We start from the raw sequence: 18380 nt of genomic DNA, 5'->3' as shown, positions 1-18380 counted from the left end.
GAGTGAGGTGCGCGAGCGATGCCGTGGTGGTCATGGCGCCCTGGTCCCGCCGTTGGCGGGGAGCCGGAGACTCGAAGCGGGACCACAGTGGATGACACCATCCGGGTCGGGCCGCCGGCCCCCCGCCCTCCGGGCGACGACGTGGCGCCACCCGAGCGGCCGGCCCTCGCGGACATGCCGGCCACCGTCGCGCCGGTCACCCTGAGCCGGGTCTGCGACGCGCTCGACCTGCTCGACGTGCGCTATCTGGCCGACGGGGACGGCAACCTGCTGGCCATGTGGGAGCGGCACGCGGTGCTGGTCGCGCTGGAGGGTCCGGAGGACGAGATCCTGGTGATGCGGGCCCGCCCGCACGCGACGGTCCCACCGGACTGGGCCGACCGGGCCTACCGCGTGGTGAACGAGTGGAACCACACCCGGCGCTTCTGCAAGGCGTACATCGGCGACCCGACCGAACGCGGTCAGCTCCCGATCTACGCCGAGTTGCAGGTCCCGCTCGGCGCCGGCGCACACGACGCCCTGCTGGTCGAGATGCTCGACTGCGGCGCCGCGGTCGCCGTGACGTTCGTCGACTGGCTGCACGACGAGGGTGCCCTGCTCTGAGCCGGGCTCAGCCCGCGGCCGGGTCCTCCATCACGTTCACCATGAAATAGGCGGCCCGCTCCAGGTAGTCCCAGAGCGCGGCGGCGAGCTGCGGCGGCAGGTCGAGCGTGTCCACCGCCCGGCGCATGTGGTGCAGCCAGGCGTCCCGCTCGGCCGCGCCGATCCGGAACGGTGCGTGGCGCATCCGCAGCCGCGGGTGGCCGCGCTGCTCCGAGTAGGTGTGCGGGCCGCCCCAGTACTGCATGAGGAACAGGGTCAGCCGGTCCGCCGCCGGGCCGAGGTCCTCCTCCGGGTACATCGGCCGCAGCAGCGGGTCGTCGGCGACGCCGGCGTAGAACTCGTCCACCAGCTTGCGGAAGGCCGGTTCGCCGCCGATCGCCTCGAAGAGGGTCATCGACTCGCCTGGGGAAGTCACGCTTCCATCCTGCCAGGTGCGCCCCGGCACCCGCGCCCGCCCGCCGGGCGGCGCGGATCACGTCACCGCGTGCCGGTGCCGGCCGGGTTCGCGGTTGCGGTCACCCGGCGCCGGGCCGGGCGGGTGCGCGTGCGCGACCCCGGTGGCGGCCGAGGACTCGGCGCGGGCGGTCTCGATGGCCTCGTTGATCACCTGTGGCCGGGGCCAGGCGAGCGCCGCCCCGGTCATGATCAGCACCCCGGCCGCGCTCCAGGCACCGACCACCGCCGGAACCGAGAACCGCTCGGCGAGCGCGCCGGTGGCCAGCACCGCGGCACCCTGGATGATCTGTGTGCCGCTGGCCATCACGCCGAACGCCCGGGCCCGGAACCCGTCCGGCAGCGCCTGCACGAACAGGCCGTTGGCGATCGGGACGAGCCCGGCGACGGCGAAGCCGCACCCGGCCGCGAGCAGCGCCACCACCGTCGGTGGCGGGTTGAACAGCGCGGGTACGAGCGTCGCCGGCGCGATGATCATCAACGGTCGCATCAGCGTCAGCCGCCGGGCCGGGCCGACGAGCCGGCTGATGGTCAGCCCGCCGAGGATGTAGCCGACCGGCACGGCGGCCATGATCAGCCCTTGGGCGGTGCCGGTGTTCATCCGGCCGTCGGCGCGGTCGGCGGCCCAGCCCGCGGCCAGCCCCTCGGGGACGATCGAGAAGAGCATCGCGCTGAACACCAGCACCGCGATGGCGCGCAGCACCGGCCGGTCGAAGACGATCTGGAAGCCCTGGACGGTCTCCCGCAGCAGGTGGCTGCGGTGCACCTCGGCCATCGCCGGTGGCCGCTCGCGGATGCCGAAGCGGACCAGCGCGGCCGACACGGCGAAGGTGACGGCGTTGACGAGCAGCGCGATGTTCGGGTTGAGCGCCGCCACTGTGGCGCCGATCAGGTAGCCGACGACCTGGGCGGCCTGGCCGGCGCTGGTCAACGCGGACAGGCCCACGACCAGCCGGTCCCCGGTCAGGATGTGCGGCATCAGCGCCGACCGCGCCGCCTGGCTGGGCGGGTTCGCGAGCGTGGCCAGGAAGATCAGCGCGAAGATCGACCAGGTCGGCATCCGGGGCATCGCGACGAGCGCCATCAGCGCCATCCGGAGGACGTCGCAGACCACCATGACCCGCCGGTAGTGGTGCCGCTCGGCGAGCGCGGAGAGCAGTGGGCCGCCGACCAGCCAGGGAAGGTAGCTGGCGGCGAACGCGGCGGCGGAGAGCGCTACCGAGTCGGTCTCGCGCAACACGAGCACGGCGACCGCGGCGCGGGCCAGGTAGTCACCCACCCAGGAGAGGGTGTTGGCGGCGAAGATGACGCGGAACTCCGACTGGCCGAAGACGTCCCGAAAGGTGGCCGGGCTCTCCTGGGCGGGTCGCGCGTCGGACACCGTCGCCTCCATCGTTCCTGGTCGACCACTTGTGATGGCCCGACCGGGAACCGTCGTCAGATCAACCGATCAGCGAGGACACGAGCACGCTCCCCGGTGGAGCGTGTGCACCGGATTCTGCCCGATCGTCTGACAACTGGCTAGGGCGAACGGATTGATCGTCGCATCTCCGACTGAACCGAACGGACGATACCCGAGGGGCCGCGCGGCGCGCGACCCCCGGAAATTGTCCGGCTCGTCCGGCGACTCAGGTGGGTCCGCCGGTCCCCGTGCCCTCGGTGGCGGGCGGCGCCGGCGGCTGGACCGGCAGGCCCGGGAACAGCCGGGCGGCCGCGATCTGCGCGACGATCCCCGAGTTCTCCAGCGCCTCCGCGAGCCGGCGGCGCAGCTCGCGGCCGACCGCGAACTGGCCGTCCGCGGTGGTCTTGACGACGGTACGGATCACCGCGCCGTCGACGGTGATCTGCTCGACGCCGAGCACCTCCGGCTCCTCGACGATCTTCGGCGCCAGCTCCGGGTCCAGCGCCACCGACGCCGCCGCGGTACGCAGCACAGCGGTGGCCTCCTCGGTGGAGGCGAACCCGATCGGCAGGTCGACCACCACCAGCGCCCAGCCCTGGCTCTTGTTCCCGACCCGGATGATCTCGCCGTTGCGGATGTACCAGAGCACGCCGCGGCCGTCCCGGACGGTGGTGACCCGCAACCCCACCGCCTCGACCACGCCCGTCGCCTCGCCCAGGTCGACCGTGTCGCCGACGCCGTACTGGTCCTCGATCAGCATGAACAGGCCGGCGATGAGGTCCTTGACCAGGCTCTGCGCGCCGAAGCCGAGCGCCACGCCGGCGATGCCCGCGCTGGCCAGCAGCGGGGCCAGGTCGAAGCTGAACTCCTTGAGCACCATCAGCAGCGCGATGCCGAAGACGAACGCGGTGACCATGCTGCGCAGCACCGACCCGATCGCCTCGGCCCGCTGCCGCCGCCGCTCCGGCACGAACTGGTTCGGGTCCAGCGTGGCGCTGGGGATCCGCTCGCGCAGCGGGCGGAGCATGGTCGGCACCGCGCCGTCGGTGGTGGTCCGCACCAGCCGGTTGATGGTCCGGTGCAGCGCCCACCGGGCGGCCACCGCGATCACCAGGATCAACGCGACCCGCAGCGGTTTCAGCAGGACCCAGTAGCTGCTCTCGGCGAACCAGGCGGAGCCGGTGAGCCGGTACAGGAACTCGCAGGAGCTGCTGCCCTGGCAGTCCGGGCGCCGGTCGGAGAGGGCGGACACCACGGCGGAGATCAGGTCGGAGACGTTCACAGTGCTTTCGTACCGCACGGGCGGGCGGCGGCGGACATCGCCACCACGGCGAAGTGCCGCTGCCCGGGGGAAGCCGGGATTAGTACGTGCAATCGAGGGCGCGATCAGGGACTATTGGCGCAACGGACGTCGGTGATCCAGCCGGCGTCGGAGCTGTTCCGCGCTGTTCGCGGGCGGTTCCGGCGCGCGGGCGGCGGGAGCGGCTGGACCGGGAGGGTGAGCGCGATGCCTGACATACGACCCACGGCGGGCTCCGGTGCACTCGTTCTCAACGCCACCTACGAGCCCCTGTGCGTCGTGTCGGTGCGTCGTGCCGCGATCCTCGTCCTCTCCGCCAAGGCGGTCTGCGTCGCCGACGGCGAGGGCATCCTGCACAGTGCGCGCAACGCGTTACCGGTGCCCTCTGTGGTACGCCTGACCCGCTACGTCCGGGTGCCGTACCGCACCCATGTCGGGTTGTCCCGGCGGGCCGTGTTCGCCCGCGACGGGTGGCGGTGCGCGTACTGCCGGGGGCCGGCCGAGACCATCGACCATGTGTTCCCGCGCAGCCGGGGCGGCCGGCACGCCTGGGAGAACGTGGTCGCCGCCTGCGCCCGGTGCAACCACACGAAGGGCGACAAGACGCCGGCCGAGCTGGGCTGGCGGCTGCACCACCTGCCGGCCGCGCCCAAGGGGACCGCCTGGCGGGTGCTCGGGCACCGCGCCCCCGACCCGCGCTGGGCGGACTGGCTCGACCTGCGCGAGCCCGAGCCCGAGGCGGCCTGACCGGCGCTCAGCGCGCCTTGACCAGCGAGGCGTAGACCACCAGGTTGTCCGCGTACCCGGTCTCGCCGCCGACCCAGCGCCCGCCGCAGGTGATCAGCCGCAGGCCGGGCCGGCTGAAGTCGCCGTAGACGTCCTCCACCGGCAGCTTCTCCTTGCCGTACCGCTCGATCGAGGTCACCTCGAACACCGCCACCGAGCGGTCCTGGCGGGTCACCTCGATCCGGTCGCCGTCGTCGAGTTCCCGCAGCCCGTGGAAGACGGCCGGCCCGGTGGTGGTGTCGACGTGGCCGACGAGCACCGCCGGGCCGTACTGGCCGGGGGTGGGGCCCTGGTCGTACCAGCCGACCTCACCGGCCCGTTCCACGTCCGGCACCGCGATGCTGCCGTCCGGCGCGATGCCGACCCGGTGCACCGGCGCGCGCAGGTCCAGCTTCCCGATGCTCAGGTCCGTCGGCGGACTGGCCGGCAGCACCGGGAACTTCTTCGGCGGCGGGCGCAGACCGGCGACGATCCGGTCGGGCAGCACGCTGACCCCGGTCACCCGTTCCACGCCGAGCATGGCCACGATCAGCGCCATCACGCTCGCCACCACGAGCACCGGGACACCCGGGTGCCGGCTCGGGGCGTACCGGCGGGTGGTGGTCCGGGCGGCGCGGGCCGGAACCGGCCGGGACTGCGGATCCGCCGTGGCGACGCTGGCCGAGAACGCGTGCCCGGCGATGTGGGCGAACCGGCGCGCGGCCCCGGCGGTCAGCCGCAGCGCGGCCCGGAGCCGTCCGGTACGCCCCCGCGACCGGCGGGCGGCGGCGCGGCGGCCGGTGCGGTCCGCCGCCGGGCCGGTACGGTCCCGGCGGCGTGATGAGCGGGCCATCGCGGCACCCCGTCAGACGCGGCCGCCGGTCTTGCGGCGGGCGCTCACACCGGCCACCACTGCCACCGCTACCAGACCGCCGACCAGCAGCAGCGAGCCCGTGCCCCGGCTGCCCGCGGTGCCACCGCCGCCGGTCGCCGGCCCCTTGCTCGGCTGCGCCATGTTGAGCACGGTGAGCATGGTCGAGGCGGTGTTGCCGTTGGAGCAGTCCAGGTTCACCGGGTAGTCGCCGGGCGCCTTGTTCCCGGGCACTGTGACCGAGCCGGTGAGGAAGCCGTTGTCCGGCCGCAGCGTCACCCGCCCGAAGGCGTCCGAGGTGACCTGCGCCTGGCGGTTGTTGCTGTTGTCGCAGCCGGCCCGCAGGTTGACCCGGGAACCGGCCTGGACGCTGTTCGGCGTCACCTCGATGAACACGCTCTCCCCGGCCCGGGCCGGCGGCGCGGTGGTCAGGACGAACGCCGCGACCAGGCCGAGCAGGCCCAGCAGGGACGACAACGCACGATGTGACACGAGCCCTCGCATGGTTCCCCCCTCCCGGCGCGACGGTGCGCCGGACCACTGACGGGCAGCGGCGGCTGTGTTCCCGGGAGGTGGGGGAAGCTAACGAGGCGCCTTGACCACCGGGTGCCAGGCCAGCGGGGTGGAGAGCACCATCGTGCTGGACGGCTGCCCGTACGGCGCGAGGCGGTCGATGACCTCTTCGAACTCGCCCATGTTCGTCGCGGCGACCTTGAGCATGCTGCACGCGTCCCCGGTGATCCGGTGGATCTCCATGATCTCCGGCCAGCCCGCGACGTCGGGGTCGTTGAGGATGCAGCGCGCGCCGTAGCAGGACATCCGGATCAGCGCGAGCACCGTGCGCCCGGCCCGGGTGAGGTCGACGTGGGCGTGGTAGCCGGTGATCACGCCGGATTCCTCCAGCCGCCGCACCCGCTCGGCGACCGCGGGCGGGGACAGGTGGACCCGGCGGGACAACTCGCTGTACGACAGCCGGGCGTCGGCCTGGAGCTCGCGCAGCAGCGCCCAGTCCATGTCGTCCACGCGCGGACCTTCCTTCCGTAAAGAGGGCGACGCGAGATGGTTTCGGTTCGCCAAGTGAGACCACCATACCGCCGTTGAACAGGCATTCCATTCGGCCGCCCACCAGCGGGATCATGACGTCTACCCCGCGCACGGACGGAGAATGACTGTGGAACAGACGACGGCGGTGCGCCCGGTAACCCCGCAGGAACGGGCGGCTCGGGCGGCGCGCAACGGCGGCGAGCCGACCCTGGAGTTCGCCGACCGCGTGCCGTACGACGCGTACGTACGGGCCAGCACGCTGCACCGGCTCCAGGAGCCGCTCAGCGACGACCCGGGCGAGATGTCCTTCCTGATGGTCAGCCAGATCATGGAGCTGTACTTCGGCCTGACCTGCCACGAGCTGCGGCACGCCAAGCGCGAGCTGCGCGAGGACCGGATCTGGGAGGCGCTGCCCCCGCTGCGCCGCGCCGCTCTGCACCTGGAGGGCCTCAACGCCGCCTGGCACGGCCTGCGCTGGATGAGCCCGGCCGACTTCAACCGCTTCCGCGACCGGCTCGGCGAGGGCTCCGGCTTCCAGTCCGCGATGTACCGGCAACTGGAGTTCCTGCTCGGCCTGCGCGACCGGGCGCTGATCCGCCCGTTCCGCCGGCACACCGAGGTGTACGACGAGCTGACCGCCGCGCTGGCCACGCCGAGCCTCTGGGACGAGGTGGTGGCGCTGCTGGCCCGCAAGGGCTTCGACGTACCGGCCGAACTGCTGTCGCGGGACGTGAACGCCGAGCACGAGGCGCACCCGGCGATCGAGGCGGCCTGGGTCCGCATCTACGGCGACAACGGCCCGGACAACCACCTGCGCCTGCTCGGCGACGCGCTGACCGAGATCGCCGAGGAGTTCGGCGACTGGCGCTGGAACCACGTCAAGGCCGTGCAGCGCACCATGGGCGCCAAGGTCGGCAGCGGCGGCTCCGCCGGACTGGCATGGTTGCAGCGCAGCATGGCCCGGGTGGTCTTCCCGGAGCTGTGGTCGGCCCGCACCGCGATGTGACGAGAGAGAACAGCATGCACACCCCCGAGAACGAAGCCCTCCGCCGCGACGCCGCCGACCCCGGCCACCGGCACCTGTTCCACATCCCGCCCGCCGACGGCGGGCGCTACCCCGACACGGCGTACCTCGCCGGCAACTCGCTCGGCCTTCAGCCCCGGGCCACCCGGGACGAGCTGCTCGCCGACCTGGACGCCTGGCAGCGCCTGGGCGTGGAGGGGCACCTGGAGTCGGAGCGGCCCTGGCTGCCGTACCACGAGCTGCTGACCGCGCCGGCCGCCCGCCTGGTCGGCGCGCTGCCCGCCGAGACCGTGGTGATGAACTCCCTCACCGTCAACCTGCACCTGCTGATGGTGAGCTTCTACCGGCCGGCCGGCGAGCGCACCCGCATCGTCATCGAGGACAGCGCGTTCCCCTCGGACAGCTACGCGGTGCGCAGCCAGGCCCGCTTCCACGGCCTGGACCCGGACACCACTGTCGTACGCCTCAAGCCGCGCCCCGGCTCCGACACGCTCGACACCGAGGACGTGCTGGACTTCCTGGCCCGCGAGGGCCACACGGTGGCGCTGCTGATGCTCGGCGGCGTGAACTACCTGACCGGCGAGCTGATGGACATCCCCACCATCACCGCCGCCGGCCGCGCGGCGGGCGCGGTGGTCGGCTGGGACCTGGCGCACGCCGCCGGCAACGTGCCGCTGGCGCTGCACGACTGGGACGTCGACTTCGCCGCCTGGTGCTCGTACAAGTACCTCAACTCCGGGCCGGGCGCGCTCGGTGGCGTCTTCGTCCACGAGCGGCACCTCGGCGATCCGTCCATCCAGCGCTTCGAGGGCTGGTGGAGCACCGAGGCGGCCACCCGGTTCGAGATGACCCCGGTGTCCCGGCCCCCGGCCACCGTCGAGGCGTGGCAGATCTCCAACCCGCCGATCTTCGCGATGGGCCCGGTGCGTACCTCGCTGGAGCTGTTCGACTCCGTCGGCATGCCGGCGCTGCGTGAGCGCAGCCTGCGGCTGACCGCCTGGCTGGAGCAGCTGCTCGACGAGGTGACGCCCGGCCGGCCGCTCACCGTGGTCACCCCGCGCGACCCGGCCCGGCGCGGTTGCCAGCTCTCGGTGCGGATCGGCGTCGGTAGCGCCAACGAGCTGACCAAGCGGCTGCGGCACGAGCACGGCGTGGTCGCCGACGCCCGGGAGCCGGACATCGTCCGGTTCGCGCCGGTGCCGCTGTACTCCACGTACCACGACTGCTGGCGGGTCGCCGAGGCGCTGGCGGCAACGTTCGAGAAGGAGGGCTCGTGAGAGAGCGCGACGAGATCGCTGTGGTCGGCGCCGGACTGGCCGGCTGCCTGCTGGCCTGCTACCTGGCCCGGCGCGGCTATCCGGTGGCCCTCTACGAGCGGCGGCCCGACCCGCGTACCGGCACGGTCGAGCGGGGCCGGTCGATCAACCTGGCGCTGTCCGAGCGCGGCCTGGACGCGCTGCGCCGCATCGGCCTGGAGGACGAGGTGATGGCGGACGCGCTGCCGATGCGCGGCCGCATGATCCACCCGGTCGAGGGCGAGCCGGAGTTCCAGTCGTACAGCGGCTCCGGGGACCGGGCGATCAACTCGATCAGCCGGGGCGCGCTGAACAACGCGCTGCTCGACGCCGCCGCCGCGCTGCCGAACGTGCGCGTCGCGTTCGACCACCGGCTGGTCGGCCTCGACCCGCTCGGCGGCGAGATGACGTTCGAGACGCCGCAGGGCAAGGTCACCGCCACCGCCTCGGTCGTCCTCGGCGCCGACGGCGCCGGCTCCGCGGTGCGCGGGCAGCTGCTCGCGTACGGCGGCCTGACCGAGAGCCTCGACTTCCTCGACTACGGCTACAAGGAGCTGACCATCCCGCCGCTGGGCGGGGAGTTCGCGCTCGACCCGGGCGCGCTGCACATCTGGCCGCGCGGCACCTCGATGATGATCGCGCTGCCGAACCCGGACCGCTCCTTCACCTGCACGCTGTTCTGGCCCACCCACGGCACCCGCAGCTTCGCGTCGCTGAGCAGCCCGGCCGCGATCGAGCAGTTCTTCGCCACCCACTACCCGGACCTGGTCCCGCTCGCGCCGAACCTGGTCGACGACTACCAGCACAACCCGGTCGGTGTGCTCGGCACGGTGCGCTGCACGCCGTGGCAGGTAGCCGGCAAGGTCGGCCTGATCGGCGACGCCGCGCACGCCATCGTGCCGTTCTACGGCCAGGGCGCGAACTGCGCGTTCGAGGACGTGGTCGAGCTGGACCGCTGCCTGGACGAGTGCGACGACGAGTGGACCGCCGCGCTGCCGCTGTTCCAGCACCGCCGCCAGGACAACGCGGAGGCGATCGCCCGGATGGCGCTGGCGAACTTCGTGGAGATGCGGGACAAGGTCGCCTCGCCGGTGTTCCGCACCCGCAAGCAGGTCGAGCACGCCCTGGAGCGGGCGTTGCCCGGCCGCTACGTCTCCCAGTACGAGCTGGTCTCCTTCTCCACCACCCCGTACGCGCAGGTGCGCCGCCGGGTGCGCGCGCAGTACGCGGTGGTCGGCGCGGTGGCGGCCGGCGCGCTGGCGCTGCTGGCCGGTGGTGTCCGCGCGGCGCTGGGGCGGCGGCGATGACGCTCTGGGATCCCCGGCTGATGACCGGGCACGCGCCGGACGGCCCCGGCCTGCTGCGCAACTTCGTCGGCGGCGAGTTCGTCGACGCCGGCTCCCGGTTCACCAAGCGCAGCCCGGTCACCGGCGAGCCGGTGTTCGAGGTGGTCGAGGCGTCGCAGTCGACTGTGGACGACGCGGTCGCCGCGGCACGGGCGGCGCTGCGCGGCCCGTGGGGCCGGATGGGCGAGCGGGAGCGCGCCGAGGTGCTCCGCCGGGTCGCCGACGAGCTGGAACGGCGCTTCGACGACCTGGTCGCCGCCGAGGTGGCGGACACCGGCAAGTCCATCTCGCAGGCCCGTACGCTCGACATCCCGCGCGGCGCTGCCAACTTCCGGGCGTTCGCGGAGATCGTGGCGACCGCGCCCACCGAGTCGTTCACCACCGTCACACCGACCGGTGGGCGGGCGCTCAACTACGCGGTCCGTAAGCCGGTCGGCGTGGTGGCGGTCATCGTGCCGTGGAACCTGCCGCTGCTGCTGCTCACCTGGAAGGTCGCCCCGGCCCTGGCCTGCGGCAACGCCGTGGTGGTCAAGCCCAGCGAGGAGACCCCCGCCTCGGCCACGCTGCTGGCCGAGGTGATGGCCGCGGCGGGCGTGCCGGAGGGCGTGTTCAACCTGGTGCACGGCTTCGGGCCCGGCTCGGCCGGTGAGCACCTGACCCGGCACGCGGGCGTGGACGCGATCACGTTCACCGGCGAGTCGGCGACCGGCAGCGCGATCATGCGCGCCGCCGCCGACGGGGTGAAGGCGGTCAGCTTCGAGCTGGGCGGCAAGAACGCCGGCCTGGTCTTCGCCGACGCCGACCTGGACGCGGCGGTCGCCGGTTCGGTGCGGTCCAGCTTCACGAACGGCGGCCAGGTCTGTCTCTGCACCGAACGCGTCTACGTGCAGCGGCCGGTGTTCGAGGAGTTCACCGCCCGCCTGGCCAAGCGCGCCGACGAGCTGGCGTACGGCTGGCCGGACGACGAGGCGACGGCGAACATGCCGCTCATCTCGCACGGTCACCGGGACAAGGTGCTCGGCCACTACGCGCTGGCCCGTACCGAGGGCGCCGAGGTGCGCGCCGGGGGCGGCGTGCCGCGCTTCGGCGACGCCCGCGACGGCGGGGCGTACGTGCAGCCGACGGTGCTCACCGGGCTCGGCCCGGACGCCCGCACCAACCAGGAGGAGATCTTCGGCCCGGTGGTGCACGTCGCGCCGTTCGACGACGAGGACGAGGCGTTCGCGCTCGCAAACGGCACCGCCTACGGCCTGGCGGCGACGGTGTGGACGCGGGACGTGGGCCGGGCGCACCGGGCCGGTGCCCGGCTCGACGCGGGCATCGTCTGGGTGAACACCTGGTTCCTGCGCGACCTGCGCACCCCGTTCGGCGGGGTGAAGGCGTCGGGTGTCGGCCGCGAGGGCGGCGTGCACTCGCTCGACTTCTACTCCGAACTGACGAATGTCTGCGTGGATTTGACGTGAGCGCGAGGAGTGAGCCGGTGTTGCGAGCCCCGCAGTCGCGAACGAAGGGTGGCCCAGCATGAGCGCGCGGACTGGCGCGGGCGCGCGTGGTGGGCAGAATGGCCGGAATCCGCAGCGACGTAAGCGAGGAGCCGCCATGACCGTGGACATCGAGGCCGCCAACCGGGAACTCGCGGTGGCCCGGCAGGAGGGGAAGCCCTGCCCGCCGCTGCGCGGCCGGCTGCTGCCCGAGGGCGACATCGAGGCCGCGTACCAGGTGCAGCAGGTCTACACCCGGCAGCGGCTGGGCAAGGGGCACCGCCGCGTCGGCGCGAAGATCGGCCTGACGTCGCGGACCGTGCAGGAGAGCTTCGGCGTCTTCCAGCCCGACTTCGGAGTGCTCTTCGACGACATGGCCGTCGGTGACGGCGTCGAGGTGCCGATCGGGCGGCTGCTCCAGCCGCGGGTGGAGGCGGAGATCGCCTTCGTGCTCGGCGCGGACCTGCCGGACGAGCGGGTCACCACTGTCGACCTGATCCGGTCGGTGGACCACGTGCTGCCGGCCATCGAGATCGTCGACTCGCGGATCGCCGACTGGGACATCTCCATCGTGGACACGGTGGCGGACAACGCCTCCAGCGGGCTGTTCGTGCTCGGCACCGCGCCCCGGCGACTCGCCGACGTGGACCTGCGGCTGTGCGGCATGGTGCTGGAGCACGCCGGTGAGCCGGTCTCGGTCGGCGCGGGCGCGGCCTGCCTGGGCAATCCGCTGCACGCGTTGCAGTGGCTGGCCGCGACCATGGCCCGGGCGGGCGACCCGCTCAAGGCCGGTGACGTGGTGCTCTCCGGCGCGCTCGGCCCGATGGTGCCGGTCACGCCCGGCGCCGCGTACGAGGCGCGCATCTCCGGGCTCGGTTCGGTGCGTACCTGTTTCTCCAAGGAGACCAGCTCATGAGCGAGCGCCAGCGAGCGAATCATCGATACAGGGCCGTCGAGCCTCATGGCGGCACGCAGCGCAGCGGAGGGCCGGCATGAGCGTCGGAGTGGCGGTGCTCGGGTCGGGCAACATCGGCACCGACCTGATGATCAAGGTGCTGCGGCTCAGTGAGAGCCTGCGCATGGTGGCGATGGCCGGCATCGACCCGGCCTCGGACGGTCTGGCCCGGGCCCGCCGGCTCGGCGTGACCACCACCGCCGAGGGCGTCGACGGCCTCGTCGCGCTGCCCGAGTTCGCCGACGTCCAACTGGTCTTCGACGCCACCTCGGCTGGCGCGCACAAGCGGCACGACGAGGTGCTGCGGGCACACGGCCGCACGGTGGTCGACCTGACCCCGGCCGCGATCGGCCCGTACGTGGTGCCGCCGGTGAACCTCGACGAGCACCTGGGCGAGCCGAACGTCAACATGGTGACCTGCGGCGGGCAGGCGACGGTGCCGATCGTGCACGCGGTCGGCCGGATCACCCCTGTCGCGTACGGCGAGATCGTCGCCTCGATCGCCTCGAAGTCGGCCGGTCCGGGCACCCGGGCCAACATCGACGAGTTCACCGAGACCACCGCCCGCGCCATCGAGGTGGTCGGCGGCGCCGAACGCGGCAAGGCCATCATCGTGCTGAACCCGGCCGACCCGCCGCTGCTCATGCGCGACACGGTCTACTGCCTGTGCCCGGACGCCGACGCCGACCGGGGCGCGATCGCCGCCTCGGTGGCCGACATGGTGAAGGCCGTGCAGGAGTACGTGCCCGGCTACCGGCTCAAGCAGGACGTGCAGTTCGACCCTGTCGACACGTACGCGCCGGTGCTCGGCCGGCACTTCACCGGCCTGCAGGTGTCGGTGTTCCTGGAGGTCTCCGGCGCCGGGCACTACCTGCCCGCGTACGCCGGGAACCTGGACATCATGACGTCGGCCGCGCTGCGTACCGCGGAGCGGCTGGTGGCGCTGCGCGCGACGGAGGTGAGTGCGCGATGACCGACCTCTACATCCAGGACGTGACGCTGCGCGACGGCATGCACGCCATCGGCCACCGCTACACGGTCGACCAGGTGCGTACCATCGCCGCCGCGCTCGACGCGGCCGGCGTGGCGGCGGTCGAGGTGGCCCACGGCGACGGCCTGGCCGGTTCCAGCGTCAACTACGGGCACGGCGCCGCCGCCGACGCGGACTGGATCGCCGCCGCCGCCGAGGTGCTCACCACCGCGCGGCTCACCACGCTGCTGCTGCCGGGCATCGGCACCATCGCCGACCTGAAGGCGGCGAAGGCGCTCGGCGTGACGAGCGTACGGATCGCCACGCACTGCACCGAGGCGGACATCTCGGCCCAGCACATCGCCTGGGCCCGGGAGAACGACATGGACGTCTCCGGGTTCCTGATGATGTCGCACCTCAACGACCCGGCCGGGCTGGCCGCGCAGGCGAAGCTCATGGAGTCGTACGGCGCGCACTGCGTCTACGTCACCGACTCCGGCGGGCGGCTGCTGATGTCGGACGTGGCGCAGCGCGTCGACGCGTACCGGCAGGTGCTGGAACCGGAGACGCAGATCGGCATCCACGCGCACCACAACCTGTCCCTGGGTGTGGCGAACAGCGTGCTGGCGGTCGAGCACGGCCGGATCCTCGGCGACGGCCCGCTCGGTTCGCCCTCCGGGCGGACCGTCCGGGTGGACGCGTCGCTCGCCGGTATGGGCGCGGGCGCGGGCAACGCGCCGCTGGAGGTCTTCGTCGCGGTCGCCGAGCTGCACGGCTGGAAGCACGGCTGCGACGTGTTCGCGCTGATGGACGCCGCCGACGACCTCGTCCGCCCTTTGCAGGACCGGCCGGTCCAGGTGGACCGGGAGACGCTCTCCCTGGGGTACGCGGGCGTCTACTCAAGCTTCCTGCGTCACGCCGAGCGTGCCTCGGCCAAGTACGGCGTGGACGTCCGCTCGATCCTGGTCGAGCTGGGCCGCCGCCGGATGGTCGGCGGCCAGGAGGACATGATCGTGGACGTGGCACTGGACCTGGCGAGCAAGGAGAACCCATGATCGGGCCGGACATCGCGGGCATCGCGGAGAAGCTGGGCGCGGCGGCTGACGACGCCGCCGCGATCCCGCAGCTCGCCGCCGAGACCGGCCTCGACGTCGACGCCGCGTACGCGGTGCAGACCGCGCTGGTGAAGCGCCGCCTCGACCGGGGTGAGCGGCTGGTCGGCCTGAAGATGGGCCTCACCAGCAAGGCCAAGATGGCCCAGGTCGGCGTGGACGAGGTGATCTGGGGCCGGCTGACCGACGTGATGCGGGTGCCCGACGGCGGCGCCGTCGACGTCGGCGACTTCATCCACCCGCGCGTCGAGCCGGAGGTGGCGTTCCTGCTGGACCGGCTGCCCGACCCGGGCGAACCGGTCGGCTCGTTCACCCGGGCGGTACGCGCGGTCGCCCCGGCGATCGAGCTGATCGACTCCCGGTACGCGAACTTCACCTTCTCGCTGCCGGACGTGGTGGCCGACAACACCTCGGCCGCCGCGTTCGTGGTCGGGCCGTGGTCGCCGGTGCCGGACGGGCTGGACAACCTCGGCGTGCTGCTGGAGATCGACGGGCGGGTGGCACAGGTCGGCTCGACCGCCGCCATCCTCGGCGACCCGCGCCGCGCCCTGGACGAGGGCCTGCGGCTGGCCGGCCGGCACGGCGTCCGGCTGCGCAAGGGCTGGGTGTTCCTGGCCGGCGCGGCCACCGCAGCGGTGCCGTTGCGACCGGGCGCACACGTGCGCGCCACTGTGGAGAAGCTCGGTTCCGCCTCCCTGAAGGCTCTGCCGTGACGGCCCGCGTGGTGGCCGGGAAGGCCGTGCCGCGGGGCGCGTTCCCGCACGTCAAGGTGGGCGGTGGGTTCGTCTACGTGTCCGGCACGTCGTCGCGCCGGCCGGACAACACGTTCGCCGGGGTGTCGGTGGACGAGTTCGGCACCACCGACCTGGACATCCGGGAGCAGACCCGGGCCGTGGTGGAGAACATCCGTGACCTGCTCCGCTCGGTCGGCGCCGACCTGAGCGACCTGGTGCAGGTCACCAGCTACCTGGTCAACATGAACGACTTCGGCGGCTACAACGAGGTGTGGGCGGAGTTCTTCGACGCCACCGGCCCGACCCGGACCACAGTCGCCGTGCACCAGCTTCCGCATCCGCATCTGCTGATCGAGATGCAGGCAGTCGCCCTACTTCCGTCGGGAGGTTCCCATGAGTGAGATCGCCGAGCCGTTCAGCTTCTCCGGCTGGATCGGCGAGAACCAGCACCTGCTCAAGCCCCCGGTGGGCAACAAGGAGATGCTGCCCGGCAGCGACGACTTCATCGTCATGGTGGTCGGCGGCCCGAACCAGCGCACGGACTTCCACGTCGACCCGTACGAGGAGTTCTTCTACCAGGTCAAGGGCAACATGCACATCAACCTGATGCTGCCCGAGGGCCCGCGTACGGTGCACGTGCGCGAGGGGCAGATGTGGATGCTGCCGCGCAACACCCCGCACTCGCCGCAGCGCCCCGAGGCCAGCTCGATCGGCATGGTGATCGAGCGGGTCCGCGAGGAGGGCACGCTGGAGAAGTTCCAGTGGTACTGCGGCGAGTGCCACCACAAGGTGCACGAGGTGGAGTTGCAGGTCCGCGACATCGCCGCCGACCTGCCCCCGGTCTTCGCCGCGTTCTACGCCGACGAGAAGGCCCGCACCTGCGACAACTGCGGCGCGCTGCACCCGGGCAAGGGCTGACGCGTGCCGGTCGTGGACGTGCACACGCACGTCGTACCGAAGGGGTGGCCGGACCTCGCCGCGGCGTGCGGCGGGTCCGGGTGGCCCTGGTTGCGGGTGGACTCCGAGCGCGCCGCCATGATCATGGTGGGGGAGACGGAGTTCCGCCCGATCGGCGGGCAGTGCTGGGACGCGCCGACCCGGCTCGCCGACATGGACGCCGACGGCGTGGACGTGCAGGTCGTCTCGCCCACCCCGGTCTTCTTCAGCTACGACCGCCCGGCCGACCAGGCGGTCAAGGTGGCCCGGATCTTCAACGACCTCACGCTGGAGGTCACCGCCGCCGGCGGCGACCGGCTGGTGCCGTTCTGCCAGGTGCCGTTGCAGGACGCGGACGCGGCCTGTGCCGAGCTGGACCGCTGCCTGGCGGCCGGGCACGCCGGGGTGGAGATCGGTAACCACGTCGGCGACCGGGACCTGGACGACGCGGGCATCGTGCAGTTCCTGACCCACTGCGCCGAGGTGGGCGCGCCGGTGTTCGTGCACCCGTGGGACATGCCCGGCGGCCCCCGGCTGGACCGGTGGATGGCGCGCTGGCTGACCGGGATGCCGGCCGAGACGCACCTGTCGGTGCTGGCACTGATCCTCGGCGGCGTGTTCGACCGGGTGCCGGAGACGCTGCGGATCTGCTTCGCGCACGGCGGCGGCAGCTTCCCGTTCTGGCTGGGCCGCGCCGACAACGCCTGGCACCGCCGGGGTGACCTGGTACGCGGCGCGTCCAGCGCGCCGCCCAGCTCCTACGTCGACAGGTTCCACGTCGACTCGGTGGTCTTCGAACCGGCCGCGCTGCGGCTGCTGGTGGACACCATGGGCGCCGAGCGGGTGCTGCTCGGCAGCGACTACCCGTACCCGCTGGGGGAGCGGCCGGTCGGCCAGGTGGTGCACCGGGCGGACTTCCTCACCGACGCGCAGCGGGACGCGCTGCTCGGCGGCAACGCGCTGCGGTTCCTCGGCCGCTGAAGACCGGCGCGGGTGCGTCCGTCGTCGCCCTAGAGTCGACGGACGCACCCGGCGCTGCTCAGGAGTGCGGGCAGGTGTCCCGGTACTCCTCGATGGCCGTGCCCCGGGGTGCCGGGCAGAGGAACTGCTCGTAGCGGGTGTCGTCGTCGACGAACCGCTTGAGCCAGGAGATGCTGTACTTCGCGACAGTCACGTTCGGCGAGGTCGGCGCCGAGTGGCTCGCCGCGTTCAACTCCAGGTACGCCTTGTCCAGCGTGGCCGGCAGGCTGGTGTAGAACGGCTCCGAGTGTGACGACACCGGCGCCACCGTGTCGTTCTCCGCGCCGATGACGAGCGTCGGCACGCGTACCGACGACCAGTTCTTCGTGGAGTGCCAGCCGGTCAGCGGGATCGCCGCCTGGAGCGCGGGCCGGGCGTTCGCCGCCGACAGGCTGCCGCCACCGCCCATCGAGTGCCCCATCACCGCCAGCCGGTTGCGGTCGATCCGGGTACGCACCGCGCTGGTGTTCGTCAGGTAGTCCAGGGCGGCCAGGAGCTGGGTGCCGCGGCTGGCCGGCTGGTCGTAGACGGAGAGGGTGTCGATGGTGATGACCACGAAGCCCTGTGAGGCCAGCCGGGGCCCGAGCCAGGACACCGCCGACTGGCTGGCGGTGAAGCCGGGGGAGACGGCGACCGCGCCGAAGGTGCCCTCGGCGGTGCTTGTCGGGTAGTAGATGGTGCCGCCGCGGAAGCCGCTGACGCTCGACGCGGAGACGGTGGTCTGGGCGATCGCGAACGGGCCGCGGGTGGCCTCGATCGACGCGGTGGTGGGCGCGGGACCGCGCTCGTAGGGGTTCGCGGCGAGCGCCGCGGCCGGCCCGCCGTCGCGGGCTCCGGCCGGTGCCACCGGCAGGGCGGCGAGGCCGGCGGCGGTCAGGGCGAGGGCGAGCAGGGGGCGCAGGGCGCGCGGGAGCCGGGACGGGCGGGCCGGTGTGCCGGGTGCGTGGTGCACGGGGTGCTCCTCGGGGTGGTCGGGGCAGCCTTCAATCGAATTATGTCGATCTGTACATCCTGCGCGCCCCACCCGCCCGGCGGACCATCCCGAACCGGTCATGTCACCCGGATATGG

The 18380-nt window shown here is 72.7% G+C and carries 20 protein-coding genes; 13 read left to right on the top strand and 7 right to left on the bottom strand.

The annotated features are described in order from the left end of the window. The first annotated feature begins 18 nt into the window (after positions 1-18). Entirely contained in the window at positions 19-603 is a 585-nt protein-coding gene (locus AB0C17_RS27150; RefSeq protein ID WP_357386292.1) for a YbjN domain-containing protein, read from the top strand. 7 nt (positions 604-610) lie between these two features. Here the strand turns inward: AB0C17_RS27150 and AB0C17_RS27145 are convergent, their stop codons facing one another. From AB0C17_RS27145 to AB0C17_RS27135, 3 genes are all read right to left on the bottom strand, one after another. Beyond that, complete coding sequence (locus tag AB0C17_RS27145; RefSeq protein ID WP_357386382.1) at positions 611-997, bottom strand: globin; 387 nt, start codon at positions 995-997, stop codon at positions 611-613. Between the two features lie 78 nt (positions 998-1075). After that, positions 1076-2449, bottom strand: a complete 1374-nt coding sequence (locus AB0C17_RS27140; RefSeq protein ID WP_357386294.1) for an MFS transporter — start codon at positions 2447-2449, stop codon at positions 1076-1078. A gap of 235 nt (positions 2450-2684) precedes the next feature. Next, positions 2685-3758: a mechanosensitive ion channel family protein gene (locus AB0C17_RS27135; protein WP_357481093.1), complete on the bottom strand. Its 1074-nt coding sequence runs from the start codon at positions 3756-3758 to the stop codon at positions 2685-2687. Positions 3759-3965: 207 nt separating this feature from the next. Between AB0C17_RS27135 and AB0C17_RS27130 the strand changes: the two genes are divergently transcribed. Then, positions 3966-4505 (top strand): HNH endonuclease, encoded by a 540-nt coding sequence (locus AB0C17_RS27130; RefSeq protein ID WP_357386298.1) that lies wholly within the window; start codon positions 3966-3968, stop codon positions 4503-4505. 7 nt (positions 4506-4512) lie between these two features. Here AB0C17_RS27130 and AB0C17_RS27125 read toward each other — a convergent pair whose 3' ends face one another. The 3 genes from AB0C17_RS27125 to AB0C17_RS27115 all read right to left on the bottom strand — a co-directional run bounded on the left by AB0C17_RS27125 (position 4513) and on the right by AB0C17_RS27115 (position 6417). Further along, positions 4513-5376, bottom strand: coding sequence for a class F sortase (locus AB0C17_RS27125; protein WP_357386300.1), 864 nt, complete (start codon positions 5374-5376; stop codon positions 4513-4515). A 12-nt stretch (positions 5377-5388) separates the two neighbouring features. Beyond that, positions 5389-5898 (bottom strand): hypothetical protein, encoded by a 510-nt coding sequence (locus AB0C17_RS27120; protein WP_357386301.1) that lies wholly within the window; start codon positions 5896-5898, stop codon positions 5389-5391. A 78-nt stretch (positions 5899-5976) separates the two neighbouring features. After that, positions 5977-6417, bottom strand: coding sequence for an Lrp/AsnC family transcriptional regulator (locus AB0C17_RS27115; protein WP_091423095.1), 441 nt, complete (start codon positions 6415-6417; stop codon positions 5977-5979). A gap of 142 nt (positions 6418-6559) precedes the next feature. Between AB0C17_RS27115 and AB0C17_RS27110 the strand changes: the two genes are divergently transcribed. The 11 genes from AB0C17_RS27110 (at position 6560) to AB0C17_RS27060 (ending at position 17272) form a co-directional block, all read left to right on the top strand. Next, on the top strand, positions 6560-7444 hold the full coding sequence (locus AB0C17_RS27110) for a tryptophan 2,3-dioxygenase family protein (protein WP_357386303.1): 885 nt from the start codon (positions 6560-6562) through the stop codon (positions 7442-7444). A gap of 14 nt (positions 7445-7458) precedes the next feature. Beyond that, on the top strand, positions 7459-8739 hold the full coding sequence (gene kynU / locus AB0C17_RS27105; RefSeq protein ID WP_357473261.1) for a kynureninase: 1281 nt from the start codon (positions 7459-7461) through the stop codon (positions 8737-8739). Then, a complete protein-coding gene (locus tag AB0C17_RS27100) occupies positions 8736-10064 on the top strand; it encodes an NAD(P)/FAD-dependent oxidoreductase (RefSeq protein WP_357473258.1) in 1329 nt (442 codons plus the stop codon). Before kynU ends, AB0C17_RS27100 begins: the two co-directional genes overlap by 4 nt. Before the next feature lie 20 nt (positions 10065-10084). Next, positions 10085-11566 (top strand): 2-hydroxymuconic semialdehyde dehydrogenase, encoded by a 1482-nt coding sequence (locus AB0C17_RS27095; protein WP_357481113.1) that lies wholly within the window; start codon positions 10085-10087, stop codon positions 11564-11566. Positions 11567-11702: 136 nt separating this feature from the next. Further along, complete coding sequence (locus tag AB0C17_RS27090) at positions 11703-12500, top strand: fumarylacetoacetate hydrolase family protein (protein WP_357386309.1); 798 nt, start codon at positions 11703-11705, stop codon at positions 12498-12500. A 76-nt stretch (positions 12501-12576) separates the two neighbouring features. Then, complete coding sequence (locus tag AB0C17_RS27085; protein ID WP_357473254.1) at positions 12577-13512, top strand: acetaldehyde dehydrogenase (acetylating); 936 nt, start codon at positions 12577-12579, stop codon at positions 13510-13512. Next, positions 13509-14564, top strand: a complete 1056-nt coding sequence (dmpG, locus tag AB0C17_RS27080; RefSeq protein WP_357473250.1) for a 4-hydroxy-2-oxovalerate aldolase — start codon at positions 13509-13511, stop codon at positions 14562-14564. Before AB0C17_RS27085 ends, dmpG begins: the two co-directional genes overlap by 4 nt. After that, entirely contained in the window at positions 14561-15334 is a 774-nt protein-coding gene (locus tag AB0C17_RS27075) for a 4-oxalocrotonate decarboxylase (RefSeq protein WP_357481090.1), read from the top strand. The genes dmpG and AB0C17_RS27075 overlap by 4 nt, the downstream gene beginning before the upstream one ends. Continuing rightward, entirely contained in the window at positions 15331-15756 is a 426-nt protein-coding gene (locus AB0C17_RS27070; RefSeq protein WP_357473244.1) for a RidA family protein, read from the top strand. Before AB0C17_RS27075 ends, AB0C17_RS27070 begins: the two co-directional genes overlap by 4 nt. Next, complete coding sequence (locus tag AB0C17_RS27065) at positions 15749-16273, top strand: 3-hydroxyanthranilate 3,4-dioxygenase (RefSeq protein ID WP_357481087.1); 525 nt, start codon at positions 15749-15751, stop codon at positions 16271-16273. The genes AB0C17_RS27070 and AB0C17_RS27065 overlap by 8 nt, the downstream gene beginning before the upstream one ends. 3 nt (positions 16274-16276) lie before the next feature. Next, a complete protein-coding gene (locus AB0C17_RS27060) occupies positions 16277-17272 on the top strand; it encodes an amidohydrolase family protein (RefSeq protein ID WP_357386318.1) in 996 nt (331 codons plus the stop codon). Between the two features lie 58 nt (positions 17273-17330). On the opposite strand, the gene AB0C17_RS27055 is transcribed toward AB0C17_RS27060, so the two are convergent. After that, entirely contained in the window at positions 17331-18263 is a 933-nt protein-coding gene (locus AB0C17_RS27055; RefSeq protein ID WP_357473236.1) for an alpha/beta hydrolase, read from the bottom strand. Positions 18264-18380 lie beyond the last annotated feature (117 nt).

Source organism: Micromonospora sp. NPDC048887 (assembly GCF_040649715.1).
Lineage (GTDB): Bacteria > Actinomycetota > Actinomycetes > Mycobacteriales > Micromonosporaceae > Micromonospora.
This window is presented reverse-complemented; position numbering and strand designations above follow the sequence as displayed.

What these genes read in the sequence shown, in the direction of transcription:
- AB0C17_RS27150 (WP_357386292.1), top strand. Translation starts at nt 19, where the DNA reads ATGCCGTGGTGGTCATGGCGCCCTGGTCCCGCCGTTGGCGGGGAGCCG.
- AB0C17_RS27145 (WP_357386382.1), bottom strand. Translation starts at nt 997, where the DNA reads ATGACCCTCTTCGAGGCGATCGGCGGCGAACCGGCCTTCCGCAAGCTG.
- AB0C17_RS27140 (WP_357386294.1), bottom strand. Translation starts at nt 2,449, where the DNA reads ATGGAGGCGACGGTGTCCGACGCGCGACCCGCCCAGGAGAGCCCGGCC.
- AB0C17_RS27130 (WP_357386298.1), top strand. Translation starts at nt 3,966, where the DNA reads ATGCCTGACATACGACCCACGGCGGGCTCCGGTGCACTCGTTCTCAAC.
- AB0C17_RS27125 (WP_357386300.1), bottom strand. Translation starts at nt 5,376, where the DNA reads ATGGCCCGCTCATCACGCCGCCGGGACCGTACCGGCCCGGCGGCGGAC.
- AB0C17_RS27120 (WP_357386301.1), bottom strand. Translation starts at nt 5,898, where the DNA reads ATGCGAGGGCTCGTGTCACATCGTGCGTTGTCGTCCCTGCTGGGCCTG.
- AB0C17_RS27110 (WP_357386303.1), top strand. Translation starts at nt 6,560, where the DNA reads ATGACTGTGGAACAGACGACGGCGGTGCGCCCGGTAACCCCGCAGGAA.
- kynU (WP_357473261.1), top strand. Translation starts at nt 7,459, where the DNA reads ATGCACACCCCCGAGAACGAAGCCCTCCGCCGCGACGCCGCCGACCCC.
- AB0C17_RS27095 (WP_357481113.1), top strand. Translation starts at nt 10,085, where the DNA reads ATGACCGGGCACGCGCCGGACGGCCCCGGCCTGCTGCGCAACTTCGTC.
- AB0C17_RS27090 (WP_357386309.1), top strand. Translation starts at nt 11,703, where the DNA reads ATGACCGTGGACATCGAGGCCGCCAACCGGGAACTCGCGGTGGCCCGG.
- AB0C17_RS27085 (WP_357473254.1), top strand. Translation starts at nt 12,577, where the DNA reads ATGAGCGTCGGAGTGGCGGTGCTCGGGTCGGGCAACATCGGCACCGAC.
- dmpG (WP_357473250.1), top strand. Translation starts at nt 13,509, where the DNA reads ATGACCGACCTCTACATCCAGGACGTGACGCTGCGCGACGGCATGCAC.
- AB0C17_RS27075 (WP_357481090.1), top strand. Translation starts at nt 14,561, where the DNA reads ATGATCGGGCCGGACATCGCGGGCATCGCGGAGAAGCTGGGCGCGGCG.
- AB0C17_RS27065 (WP_357481087.1), top strand. Translation starts at nt 15,749, where the DNA reads ATGAGTGAGATCGCCGAGCCGTTCAGCTTCTCCGGCTGGATCGGCGAG.